Source organism: Bacillus cereus group sp. TH152-1LC (genome assembly GCF_027710505.1).
Classification (GTDB): Bacteria; Bacillota; Bacilli; order Bacillales; family Bacillaceae_G; genus Bacillus_A; species Bacillus_A mobilis.
Genome location: NZ_JAQFNK010000046.1, coordinates 1 through 13,317 on the forward strand (window position 1 = coordinate 1; position 13,317 = coordinate 13,317).

Sequence of the window (13,317 nt, forward strand, 5' to 3'; positions counted from 1 at the left end):
AAAGATGATTTGAATCAAGAAGTTGAAACAGGTAATTGGCAAGAAGTAAAAAAAGCATGGGCAATGATAAAAACGGTGAAAGGTTCAGAGTACATTGAAGCTTCGGCTTCACAGTCTACACGAATTTATCGGTTTGTAATGCCTTATACAACAGGAATTACAGAATTAATGCGAATTAAAATAAAAAATCGTATCTTTGACATTATCGAACCGCCAATGAATGATGATGAAATGTATCAAACATTGACTATTATCGCAAAGGAGCATACTTGATATGAATGATTTTGCAAGTGATCTTGCTAGAGAATTACAAAGATATGCAAATGTTGTGGAAGAAGAGTTAATGACAGCAGAAGAAGAAGTAGCTGATATAGCTGTAGAAAAATTAAGGCAAGGTAGCCCGAAAAAAACAGGTGCATATCGTAAAGGTTGGCGTAAGAAAAAAGAAGGTAATGGTGTTGTCGTCCACAATTCACAAGGACAATTAACGCATCTTTTAGAAAATGGACATGCGAAAGTTGGAGGTGGGCGTGTTCCGGCTCAAGTGCATATTCGTCCAGTTGAAGAGTATGTAATTAATGAATTGCCAAGACGTATCGAGAGGGCGGTTCAAGAATGACATTAGGTGAATTAACAAAAATCCTTGAAGCTACAGGTTATCCTGTGGCTTATTCGCATTTTACAGCAACGCCAGGTAAGACAGTACCAGCGCCACCTTATATTTGTTTCCTTGTGCATGGATCAGCAAATTTAATGGCTGATAACAAGGTGTATCACAAGGTAAATGATTTAAATATAGAGCTTTATACAACTAAAAAAGATTTAGTTGCAGAAGCCAAACTTGAAAAAGTCCTAGACGATCATGATATTCCTTATGACTCGTATGAGACTTTTATTGAATCTGAAAAAATGTATCAAAAAAATTATGAAACGAGGTTGATGTAGGTGAATAAAGAAAATAAAGTTACGTTTGGTCTGAAGAATGTACATTATGTTCCATATGATATTCAAGACTTTTTAGTGAAATTTGGTATACCAATTCCACTACCCGGTGGAGTTGAATTAACTTTTGAACCACGCGGCGATTTAATTGAATTTTATGCTGATGACATGCTTTATTACGCAGCAAGTAATAACCAAGGTTATGATGGAACGTTATCTATTGCGACTATTCCGGAACAATTCGCTATTGATGCATTAGGCGAACAGTTAGATGAAACAGACGGTGTATTAAATGAGTTAGCTGATGCCAAAGGAAAATCATTTGCATTACTATTTGAATTTGATGGCGATGTGAACGCAACTCGACACGTTATGTATAACTGTGCAGCGAGTCGTCCGACAATCGCATCTAAAACAAAAACAAATTCAGCCGAACCAAATACAAATGAATTGAAGTTTGTTTCTAGTCCAATTGTTTTAGCGCCTGGCGGAAGACCAATGGTTAAAACAAAAACAACTTCTAAAACGACTCAAGTAATTTACAATAACTGGTATAAAGAAGTGTACGTTAAAAAACAAGCAGCACCAAAGGGAGCGTAAGTAAATGGAAAAGACAATTACAATAGACGGAAAACAAGTCAGATTAAAAGCTACAGCAGCTACGGTTAAGCGGTATAAAGCGCAATTCAGACGTAATTTATTTGCAGATTTGATGGGGTTAGGGGCAATTAATGCTTTAGCTTCATCAAATGGGACAGAACAACCTATTGATATGTCTAATGTCGATATGAGTAAAGTAGATTTTGAACTTATTTATGACTTAACGTGGTTATACGCTAAAACGGCTGATTCTAATATTCCTGATCCTATGACATGGCTAGATGGATTTGAAGAATTCCCAATTGAAGAAATTATGCCTGCAGTCATGGAATTAGTTCAGGTTACTATGGGAGCAAAAAAAAAATAAAGAAAAATAATGGAGAGCAAGGGACATTCAGTGATGAGGAATTTACTACTGAACTGTTTCTTGCTCTTTGTTATAAAGCAAATTTAACACAAGGTGATTTAGAAGAAATGACCGTTGGTGATTGCTTTGATTACATTGCTGAATTCGCTGAGTTAGAGAATCCAGATAAAGAAAAAGTTAGAAAAGCAGGTCAAAACGACTTCGATTCATTCTAAGGAGGGGTGAGAAAATGGCAGGAAGAATTAAAGGGATTACGATTGAAATTGCCGGAGAAACCACAGGACTTCAAAACGCTTTAAAAGATGTAAATAAACGAAGTAATGATTTAACTAAAGAACTTAAAGACGTTGAACGGTTGTTAAAGTTTGATCCTGGGAATATTGAGGCACTTTCTCAAAAACAACAGTTACTTACGCAACAGATTGAAAATACAACGCAAAAGCTAGATAAATTGAAAGCAGCGGAACAGCAAGTACAAGCTCAATTCCAAAACGGTAAAATTTCTGAAGAACAGTATCGTGCATTTAGACGTGAGATTGAATTTACAGAAGGGTCACTTAATGGTCTTAAAAATAAACTAGGAAACATGAAAGCTGAGCAAGAGAATGTAGCGAGTTCCACAAGGCAATTAGAAACATTGTTTAGAGCTACAGGGAAAAGCATTGATGATTTTGCAGGAGCATTAGGGAATCGTCTTGTGAATGCAATTCGAAATGGAACAGCTACAAGTCGTCAGTTAGAACAAGCAATTGGAATCATCGGTCGTGAAGCATTAGGGGCAGGAACAGATATTGATAAATTGCAACGAGCACTCCGATCTGTGGATGCTGGAAACTCAATACGGCAAGTGCAAAATGAATTAAGAGATTTACAACAAGAAGCCGGAAGAACTGAGAAAAAGTTTGAAGGATTAAAAGTAGGATTAGAAAATGTTATCGGTGGATTAGCAGCTGGTGGCGGAATTGCAACCGCAATTGAAAAAGCAATGGACATGTCGAAGTTAAAAACAAAAATTGAAATAGGATTTGATGTTCCTGAGTCCTCAAAAAAATCAGTAGAGGATGCTGTGAGAGGAATTTCAGCCTATGGATTAGATGCAGAAGAAGCACTTGAGGGTGTAAGAAGACAATGGGCTTTGAATAAAGATGTTAGTGATGAAGCAAATGCTTCTTTCGTAAAGAGTGCAGCTGTTATTTCTAATGCTTATGCTGGCATAGATTTTACTGAATTAATTCAGGAAACGAATGAAATCGGTAATGAATTAGGTATTTCACAAGAAGGCGCTCTTGGTATGGCTGATGCCTTATTAAAAATGGGTTTTCCACCGGAACAATTAGATATTATCGCTGAATATGGTGGTCAGCTGACGCGAGCAGGCTACAACGCTGAAGAGGTCCAAGCAATCATGGCAGCTGGGGTTGAAACAGGAACATGGAATTAGATGATAGTTCCCTTGTATGGTGACATACAATGAAAAACTCCTTTAATTCAGTGAAACTCTCGAATGAGACAATACTGAGCGAAGCCTTTTAATTAAGGAACGTGCAACGACTAGTCGAAAGACGTAGGGGGTAAGCAAATGACACTCGAAACGGGGAGCAACTCAAGTAGTTGAAGATATAGTCTAATCTATGCGGTGACGTATAGCAGTTCATAGAGAACGGGCGTGACCTTGCGAATCACGTTGAATGTAAATGATTGATAATCTCTTAGATGGTTTAAAAGAAGGGCGTGTTAAAGCGGCTGAATTCGGTCAAGGTGTCGATAAAGCTATGAAAGAATCCCTTGAAGGTACAAAAATTTCAGCAGAACAAGTTGAAAAATGGGGTCAGGCAGTAGCTAAAGGTGGTAAAGATGGATCGGCAGCTATGACTGAAATTGCACAGGCTTTATCAGAAGTTGAGGATGAAACAAAGCGTAATGAATTAGGTGTGAAATTTTTCGGTAGATGATAAATTGTGCCGAAGTAAAATCGCGGTATAAAGCAAGAAGGGTGAGATTCTTAACTTGAACCGAAGGCTATACGAAGTATAGTCAGGGGCAGAGCATAGAGGGTGAAAAGATATAATCCCTCCACGAGACCGCGACACTTATTAGTGAAAACGTATGCCGAACTTACAGGAAATGAACTGTAAGAAGTAGAGGATAAAAAGCCTTTACGATAACAAAATGACAATGTATGAAGATCAAGGGCAAAACATCATTAATACTTTGCTAGGTGTGAAAGAGAAAACAGTTGATTTTGGGAAGCAACAAGATAAACTGAATGATTCTATTAAGAAAATGGATGCGAACCCAGCAGTTAAATTTCAAAAAGCGATGCAGGATTTACAAGTTGCGCTTCAGCCGGTTCTTAGTGTCATAGCGGATGTCATCTCCAAAATAGCTGAATGGGTTTCAAACAATCCAAAGTTAGCAGCCACATTAACAGCTGTCGCAATGGCTATTGGTATAATCTCAGGTGCAATTATGGCGCTTGCTCCTATAGTCATGACAGTCATGAGCTTTTTTGAAATTGGAGCTTTAGCAGCAGCCGGACTTGTTGCTATTGTCCCTATTATTATCGCAGCTATAGTGGCTCTAGGAATTGCTATTTATAAAAATTGGGATTCTATAAAACAGTGGACTATAGATATGTGGAATTCTATTAAAGAATATTTAATAGAACTTTGGAATGGCATCGTTCAATCCTCTAGTGAAGCATGGAATTCATTTTTGGAAACAATGCATGCATTTTTTGATCCGATAGGTCAGTTTTTTAGCGATTTATGGACAGGGATAGGTGAAATATGTAGTAGTACATGGAATTCTATTGTTGAATTCTTTTCAGGAGCTTGGGCCTCATTCACTGAAATGATGCATAGTTTCTTTGATCCGATAGGTGAATTCTTTAGTAGTTTGTGGTCAGGTATTGTGGAAACGGCGTCTTCTTGGTGGACTTCTTTAGTTACAACAGCTTCTGAATTGTGGGGGACACTCGTACAAGCTTGGCAGGAAACGTGGAACACCGTACTTACGGTCTTAGACCCTATCATTTCATTGATTTCTACAGTCCTTGAGGCTGGTTGGTTATTAATCCAAGCAGGGGTACAAATTGCGTGGGCAGCGATAAGTCAGTATATTATTCAACCAATCCAAGAAGCTTACAATTGGGTGAGTAAGCAAATTGGTGAATTGGTTACGTGGCTTGGTACACAATGGGAAATTGCAAAAGCGGTGGCGCAAGTTGCGTGGGGATTATTTAAACAATACATCATTCAACCTGTCCTAGATACTTGGAACTTTGTAAAAGAAAAATTTAGCGATTTAATTTCTTGGTTAAGTTCGAAATGGGAACTTGCTAAATCGTATACTCTTATGGCTTGGAACTTGGTTAAACAGTATGTAATTCAACCTGTTCAAGACTTGTGGAATACAACCAGGCAAAAACTTGGTGAATTAGCAAATTGGATATTAAGCAACTGGGAATCTATAAAATCCTATACACTTTCAGCTTGGAATTTAGTGAAGAAATACGTGATTGATCCAGTAACTGAAGCTTACAATTCAGCTAAACAAAAATTTACTGATTTATATAATTCAGCGAAAGAAAAATTTGATTCCGTAAAGAGTGCAGCACAAGAAAAATTTGAAGAAGCTAAACGATTTATTATTGATCCAATAAAAGATGCGGTGGGGAAAGTAGAAGAATTCATTGGGAAAATAAAAGGATTCTTTAGTGATTTGAAGTTAAAAATTCCTAAACCTGAAATGCCACCTCTTCCACATTTCAGCTTACAAACTAGTACAAAAAATATTTTAGGGAAGGATATTACATTCCCTTCTGGACTTAATATAGATTGGCGTGCAAAAGGTGGTATCTTCACTAAACCGACTATCTTCGGAATGAATGGCGGAAACTTGCAAGGTGCAGGAGAAGCTGGAAAAGAAGCGGTTTTACCATTGAATAAAAAGACACTTGGGGATATTGGCGCAGGAATAGTAGCAGCAATGCCACGACAACAATTTGCTATATCAGGAGAAATAAATCAATTAATGGACGATATGAGCCATATGATGGCTAGTTCCGCAAGCCAATTAGCAGGATTAAAGACCGTCATGAGTGGTGTATATGGAAGTATGTCAAACAGTAGACAAGCCATGACAAATAGTGTATCAAATCAAGTCATTAATAATTCTTTCGGATCATCTGGCGGTGGAGTCATTCCAATGCTTGGTGGAGATTTAGTTATTGAAGTACCTGTAAATTTAGAAGGAAGAGACGTGGCGCGCGGTACTTATCGTTATACAACCGAGTATCAAGAAAGAGAAACAAAAAGAAACTCAGACTTTTAGGTTTGGGTTTCTTTTTATAAAGAAATGAGGTGTCAAAATGAGCTCTTTCAAATTTAACAATGAACGTAAAAAGTATATCCAAATTGCAAAAGGTTGGAAAAGACCAAATTGGGCACCATTGAAACGGAATTTTCTAAGTACCCCAGGATATCCAGGAGCAAGATTATTAAATACACAAACAGAAATGCGTGTTTTAACAATTCCTGTAGGGGTCATAGTTCCTGATGATGCTGATCTAGAAATGGTAAAAGAAGAAATTGCAAGTTGGTTAATAACGGATCAACCAGTAGAGCTTATTTTTGATGTAGAACCAAATAGAACATATTTAGCGGTTGTGGATGATAGTTTTGATCCAGATGAATTTGTAACACTTGGAATAGGAACTCTTACGTTCATTTGCCCAATGCCATATAAGTTAGGTCCTGTACAAAAGAAAACCTTGGCTATCGCAAATGGTGACTTGAAAACTAGTTTTCTTAATAAAGGTTCTGTAGAGTCAAATCCAATTATTGAAATAAAGGTGGGCGCACAGAGTCCTTATCTCGATGTATGGAATGATGATGAATATTTTAGGATTGGTTATCCCACAGGGGGAAAAAATCGTGTTGTGAAACAAAATGATCGTCTCATATGGGATGAAATGACTAATTTAACCATTTGGGAAGCGATAACTGGAAAAATAGGAATTTATAAAAGTTCAGGGGCTATGAAAGTTTGGCAAGGATACGCTTTTACATCCGATTTGTATGGAACGGGAGCGAATGATGAGTGGCATGGTCCATTTATGAAGAGAACAATTCCTAATACAAGTGGAGTTATTCAAGATTTTAAAATTGATGTACAAATGAATTTTCAGTCTGAACATTGGAACAGAATGGGCAAAACGGTAGTCATGCTTTTAGATGCTAATGACAATGTGATAGTTGAATTAGCAATGGCTGATGAATATATGAGTCATGAAATGACAACAGCACAAGCAATTATTGATCCAGGAAGTTCTAGAAAGTGGATTGCTGACGAGATGGGCATGTACTCTGATACATTTAACGATTTTAGAGGACACGTTTCAGTAGCTCGCAGAGGGAAAGAATGGAGCTTCTATTTTGCTAAATATCGTAAGAACACCGAAATAGATGATGCTAGTTTTGTTCGTACATGGCGAGACAATTCTGACAGTAACCCTATGACAGCTAGACCAGTAGCAAAAATAGCTGTAGGTTGTATTGCATACGGTGCAAATTCGCCAGTTGATGTCGCGTTTATTGAAGATGTTAAGTTTTGGAAGATTAATACTTTAACAATAGACGAGACTCCTTATATTTTTGATATAGGAGACAAAATACAGATAGATACAGAAAGATCATTAGTAACAATAAACGGTACAAATGCAATTGCATTAAAAGATATATTTAGTTCATTTCCTGTTATAAAGCGAGGGCAAAATGCAGTCATAATACGACCAGCTAATGTAGGAATAGCGTAATTAACGTATAGGGAGCGGTTTAGATGAGAACACCAAGTGGAGACTTACATGTCGTTGATTTTAAAACAAATCAAATCGTTTCAGATATACAACCTAAAGACTATTGGGATGACAAACGACATTGGGAAATCAAAAATAATATCGATACTCTAGAGTTTAGGGTATTCGAAAATACAGATCATGCAGCAACACTTGTACAACAAAATTTAGTACTAAAGGAAGTACGTGGTGGTAGAATCGTTCCTTATGTCATTACAGAAACGGAAAAAGATTCTAAAGATAGATCATTAATGGTTTATGCATCTGGTGAATGGATTCAGCTTGCTAAAGCAGGAATTATTGAACCACAAAAATTAGAAAGTAAAACATTGAAACAATGTATGGAAATAGCTCTTAAAGGGACGAAGTGGACAATAGGTAAAACTGAACATGATGGAGCGCATTCAATGGTAATTGAAGCATTTACAGATCCATTGGATTTACTTAAGAAAATTGCCGCTTCATTTGAATTAGAACTTCAATATCGTGCTGAAGTTCTTGGTTCTAAAATCGTTGGACGCTATGTGGATATGGTTCAGAAACGAGGAAGAGATACAAGAAAAGAAGTAATCTTTGGTAAAGATTTAATAGGAATTAAACGTATTGAGAACTCTCAAAGCATTTGTACAGCTTTATTAGGTTTTGTAAAAAAAGAAAATGGGGAATTCATTACAATCTCATCCATAAATAAGGGGGTTCCTTATCTTGTAGATGATGCAGCTTACCAACGCTGGAATGAGAACGGAAAACATAAATTCGCTTTCTACACTCCACAAACAGACGATCAAAATATGTCTCCTGAGAGACTTTTGACTTTAATGAAAACGGAAATGGGTAAGCTTGTGAATGCTTCCGTTTCTTATGGAGTCGATGTACAAAATATAGCTAGAATACCTAATTTCTCACATGAAGAGATCAATGAAGGAGATACAATTCGAATTATAGATGAAGGGTTTACACCTAAGTTGTATCTTGAAGCGCGAGCTATTGCTGGTGATGAATCTTTTAAAGATCCTACACAAGATAACTATGTATTTGGTGATTATCGTGAAATCGTTGATCAAAATGATGAGTTGCGAAGATTATACCAAAAGATACTAAGTTCATTGTATGACAAGGTTCCGCAGGAGTTATTTGACCAATTAAATAATAAAGTAAAGGAACAAAACAAAGACATCATTGATGCTAAAGATAAAGCTAATCAGGCTCAAAAAGAAAGCCAAACAGCAAAAGATTTGGCAGAAGCAACACAAAAATACATGGATCAAAATCTTGTAGATATTATTGAAGGAGTTAATCCACCCACCGCTAATCTTAAATCAAATAAAACGCTATGGCGTGATATTAGTAATGGAAAGCCTGGTATTTTAAAAATATGGACAGGTGTAGTGTGGGAACCTGTTGTTCCTGATACAGCACCATTGCAGCAAAGTATTAAAGATGTTAAGAAAGATATTGAAACAGCTAAAACGGAATTAAATCAAAAGGTTCAAAGTATGGAAGGTAAAGCACAAGAGATAGCTGGACAAATAGTGGATGTTCAAAAGCAAGTTAATGGCAAAGTGGATCAAACATGGATTAATACACAGTTAAAGGATAAAGCCGATAAATCTGGAGTGTTTACAAAAGAGGAAATTAAAGATGGTTTTATAGGAAAACAAATCTATGAAACTGATAAACAAGGGAACGTACAGAAATTCAAGGATATTAAGACATCTATTGGTCAAACGAATGAAGCTCTTACACAGAAAGCGGATTTAAAGAAAACGAATGAAGGCTTGTCGCAACTTGAAACAAAAACGAATGAAATTAAGACAACAGCTGAGGGAACGAAGCAACAGTTATCGCAATTGGAAACAACGGTTAAAAATACGGAAATCAGTATACGTAACCTAGTTCCAAACAGCGCAATCAAACAAACATCAAGTGATTACGGTTTCGGATTCAGAATCACAACTATTGATCTAGTTGCAGGTGAAACATATATCTTAATGGGAAATGGTCGAGTAGACCAACAAACACTAGATGATGGGAAATACCTAGTTATTTACATCTATGAACCTACTTGGAAGTATGTCAGTAAAAACTTTACGATAAAAACATTAACTGATTCCACAGGATACACATTGTTCACCCCTACGTGGACTGGGAAATATACGGTTGCAAGTTATTTATCCCCTACTGGTGAAAATCGTTTAGGTAAAGTTACAACAAATTGGGTCGCTTTATACAAAGGTAACGTTCCAATGGGGTGGTCGCCTGCTCCCGAAGACCAAGTTACGACAACTGATTTTACTAAAAAGACAGTAGAAATTGAGACTACTATTAAAGGGATTAACACTACAGTTTCTAATGTTCAAAATGAACAAGGAAAGTTAACAGAATGCGTAACGAAATCAGAGCAAACCGCAGATGGATTTAAAATTTCTATTGAATCGTTAACTAAAAAAGATACTGAAATCAGTAATAAATTAAATACAGTCGAACAAACCGTAGAAGGCACAAAAAAGACGATTTCTGATGTGCAGCAAACAACAAGTGAGCTTAAGAAAACAACAACTGAAATTAAAGAAGAAGCAGGAAAAGTCACCGAGAAGTTGAGTAGTGTGGAGAAAAAGTTTGATGATATGAAATTTAGTGGACGTAACCTTCTGTTAAGTACAAGTGGCACACTTAAATCTGACACTGGAACGACCATTTCAAATACTGATTTAAAATCTTTTAAATTTGCTCCTGATACTTTCGAAATGATTAGAGGTCAAGAAGTGACTCTTTCTATTACGGCTAGAACGCAAGCTTTTTCGAAGGGAACACCTAGCCCTTGGATTGGTATGGAATTATCAGTGACATATGAAGATAATGAGCAAGTTTGGCTACCTATTCGTATAGAAGACAAAGTTGCTATCTCTCAAGGTTGGGTTCGTTATTCTGCTGTTGTTACAATAAAAAATAAAGCAATTAAAACTGGTTATCTAAATAGTTTAATTCGAAATGTAGAAGGTATGGTTGAACTTAAAGAATGGCAAATTGAAATTGGAAATAAAGCAACTGAATATAGACCAGCGGTAGAAGATCAAGTAACAACCGATGAATTCACCAAGAAAACAACCGAAATTGAAAAAAGTTTGGATGGTGTAAAAACTACTGTATCAACTGTTCAAAAAGATCAAGGTACAATGCAAACTACCTTGAATCAAGTTAAACAAACAACAGATTCTAATGCACAAACCATTACAACTCTATCGCAAACACAGGGCAAACAAGGGGAAATTATTCAACAAAACACGAGTGATATCACACAGTTGAATAATCAGATTAAATCTAAAGTTTCTGAGACTCAAATGCAAGAGTATGTGGGTGGATTAGGAAGTACTAACTTACTATTTAATGCTGCATTTGAAGATAGGATAATTACCCCTAGCTCTGGTATTGCTACTTCTAGAACTCCGAGCCTTAGCAAATGGAAAGTAGTAGCTACTGTATCAGGATCAGCTGTTACACCTACAACGGCAAGACAACATGACGGATATAACTCTGCTCAGATCCAAGCAACAGGGTTAACTGTAAATGGTTTGACGGGTATTAGTCAAATACTACCTGTTACATCTAGCTCAGGGAAACTAGTATTATCTGCATGGGTTTTTACATATAACAAGGACGGTCTAGATCAAGGTGGAGCTTTAGAGATTAAGTTTCTAAATGGTTCAACTACAGTTACAACTAGTAGTGTAGACTTAAAAGATCAGTTGAATAAAGGTGTATGGACATTCGTTTCTGTTACTGCTGAGGTTCCATCAAACGCTGTTACTCACGTAGAGGCTTATATATGGATACGTAGAAACGGACTTATCTGGGTGTCTCAACCACAATTTCAACAAGGTGCTATACCTTCAGCATTTATGGAAAACCCGAAAGACTATGCTAACTATGACCAACTTGTAGGTGCGATTGCTAAGAAAGTATCAACTTCTGATTTTAACTCTAAGGTATCAACTTTTGAAACAAGCATAAATCAACAGTCTAAAAGTATTGAACTAAGGGCAGAGAAAAAGGAAGTTTATACGAAAGCAGAAGCAAACGGTCAATTTGGAAGTAAGGCTTTAGTGGATTCGCATACTTCTCAGTTATCTGTAATGAGTAATGAACTTAATTCTACAGTCAAAAAGGGCAATATCATCTCATCTATCAATCAAACTGCAGAACAAATTCAAGTCCAGGCTAATAAAATCAACCTTGTAGGATACGTTACAGCCGAACATCTTAAAGGGGATGTTTTGGAAGGGATGAATATTAGGACTTCCCGGCAATCGAATGACCCTAGATGGGTAGAGATAATGAAATCTAATGTTCGATTAAAAGAGGATGGGCTTGTAAGAAGTTATTGGGGATTTTATACGCGTAATGATGGTGGGGTTCAGCCTTCTTTATTTTTGGGGAAAGATTCAACAGATACTGTAGGTTCTATAGCAATTACACAAGTGACGCCGAATAAAACAGATTTTGCAAATGCTTGGGGAACAATTGGTATGGTTAATGAAATTAGTAATAATATGTTTAAAACAAATGCTACTGTAGGGTTCTTTAGAGATAGTGGTGGTAGGTTAGAGTTGAGTGCGGGTGGACATGTTCTCATAGATTCTAAGGGATTAATTAACGTAAGAAGCGATGATTTTCTGTTATTAAGAGCTAAGAGAACAATGAGGTTGGAAACTACATGGGATAATGGCGGTACTAATATTAACATGGAAGCAACAAAAAGTTTTAATGTTATGGCTCATTCTCAAATTTGGCTAGCTTCTAATGAGGAACATTTTTACGATAATAATGCAGGTAAGTTTTATTTTAGAAATAGAAATAAACCATCTGATCAGAATAGTGTCTTAATTGATGATGATAATGCTAATGCGGATATAAGACTAGCATATATACGAGTGAGAGCATCTCATGTTTCGGGATATCAAAATTCTCTTCAAGTTAAGAATTATAACGGTACTGAATTTAGGGATTTGGAATGCCGAAGTCTAACTGTTAATGGGAACTTTTACAATAAATCAACTAAGAATATTAAAGCTAATATTAGGGATTTGCCGTTTGATCCTGTAGAAAAAATTATGGCTTTGCAACCAAGGAGTTACAACTTAAAAACGGAAGTAGAAAAGTTGTATAAGATGAGAGAAGGAAAAGAAGAAGGAGAAGAGCCGTTCACAACAAAAGATATTGTAGCGAATTGTGGTTTTATAGCAGAAGAGACCGATGAAATATTCAAATCACAAGATGGTAAGGCTGTTAATATATATGGAACTTTGGCAATTCATATCGCAGCCACTCAAAAGATGCATATTGAATTGAAGGAAGTAAAGGAAGAAAATAAACAATTAAAAGAGCAAGTTTCAATGCTTATAAATGAAGTATCCACATTAAAAGATTTAGTTCGAAAATTAATAGACGAGAAACCAGAGCAGCCATAAGCTGGTCTTTCGTACTATATAAGTATGAGGAGTTATTCGAAGAATAGCTTGTCATACTTTTTTCATATATGATGAGAGCGACT

At 36.4% G+C, this 13,317-nt stretch carries 8 protein-coding genes and 2 pseudogenes; all 10 read left to right on the forward strand.

The features are described from left to right. A partial coding sequence (locus tag PDL00_RS33920; RefSeq protein WP_270733774.1) for a phage head closure protein occupies positions 1-273 on the forward strand: 273 nt, incomplete at its 5' end. Position 274: 1 nt separating this feature from the next. Then, entirely contained in the window at positions 275-619 is a 345-nt protein-coding gene (locus PDL00_RS33925; protein ID WP_270733775.1) for an HK97 gp10 family phage protein, read from the forward strand. Further along, on the forward strand, positions 616-945 hold the full coding sequence (locus PDL00_RS33930) for a hypothetical protein (RefSeq protein ID WP_270733776.1): 330 nt from the start codon (positions 616-618) through the stop codon (positions 943-945). The genes PDL00_RS33925 and PDL00_RS33930 overlap by 4 nt, the downstream gene beginning before the upstream one ends. Continuing rightward, a complete protein-coding gene (locus PDL00_RS33935) occupies positions 946-1,542 on the forward strand; it encodes a major tail protein (RefSeq protein ID WP_270733777.1) in 597 nt (198 codons plus the stop codon). Positions 1,543-1,546: 4 nt separating this feature from the next. Further along, a complete protein-coding gene (locus tag PDL00_RS33940) occupies positions 1,547-1,909 on the forward strand; it encodes a hypothetical protein (protein ID WP_071714898.1) in 363 nt (120 codons plus the stop codon). Between the two features lie 229 nt (positions 1,910-2,138). Further along, positions 2,139-3,347: pseudogene (locus tag PDL00_RS33945) on the forward strand (hypothetical protein); the annotation flags it as partial. 259 nt (positions 3,348-3,606) lie between these two features. Next, positions 3,607-3,855: pseudogene (locus tag PDL00_RS33950) on the forward strand (hypothetical protein); the annotation flags it as partial. A gap of 223 nt (positions 3,856-4,078) precedes the next feature. Further along, positions 4,079-6,244: a phage tail tape measure protein gene (locus tag PDL00_RS33955; protein WP_270733778.1), complete on the forward strand. Its 2,166-nt coding sequence runs from the start codon at positions 4,079-4,081 to the stop codon at positions 6,242-6,244. Between the two features lie 37 nt (positions 6,245-6,281). Beyond that, positions 6,282-7,727 carry a distal tail protein Dit gene (locus PDL00_RS33960; protein WP_270733779.1) on the forward strand — a complete coding sequence of 482 codons (1,446 nt, stop codon included), beginning with the start codon at positions 6,282-6,284 and terminating at the stop codon, positions 7,725-7,727. 23 nt (positions 7,728-7,750) lie between these two features. Continuing rightward, positions 7,751-13,234 carry a phage tail spike protein gene (locus PDL00_RS33965; protein ID WP_270733780.1) on the forward strand — a complete coding sequence of 1,828 codons (5,484 nt, stop codon included), beginning with the start codon at positions 7,751-7,753 and terminating at the stop codon, positions 13,232-13,234. Positions 13,235-13,317: the final 83 nt, after the last annotated feature.

Bases quoted from the DNA above. Each gene is read 5' to 3' on its own strand.
- PDL00_RS33960 (WP_270733779.1), top strand. From the start codon at position 6,282: ATGAGCTCTTTCAAATTTAACAATGAACGTAAAAAGTATATCCAAATT.
- PDL00_RS33925 (WP_270733775.1), top strand. From the start codon at position 275: ATGAATGATTTTGCAAGTGATCTTGCTAGAGAATTACAAAGATATGCA.
- PDL00_RS33955 (WP_270733778.1), top strand. From the start codon at position 4,079: ATGACAATGTATGAAGATCAAGGGCAAAACATCATTAATACTTTGCTA.
- PDL00_RS33930 (WP_270733776.1), top strand. From the start codon at position 616: ATGACATTAGGTGAATTAACAAAAATCCTTGAAGCTACAGGTTATCCT.
- PDL00_RS33940 (WP_071714898.1), top strand. From the start codon at position 1,547: ATGGAAAAGACAATTACAATAGACGGAAAACAAGTCAGATTAAAAGCT.
- PDL00_RS33965 (WP_270733780.1), top strand. From the start codon at position 7,751: ATGAGAACACCAAGTGGAGACTTACATGTCGTTGATTTTAAAACAAAT.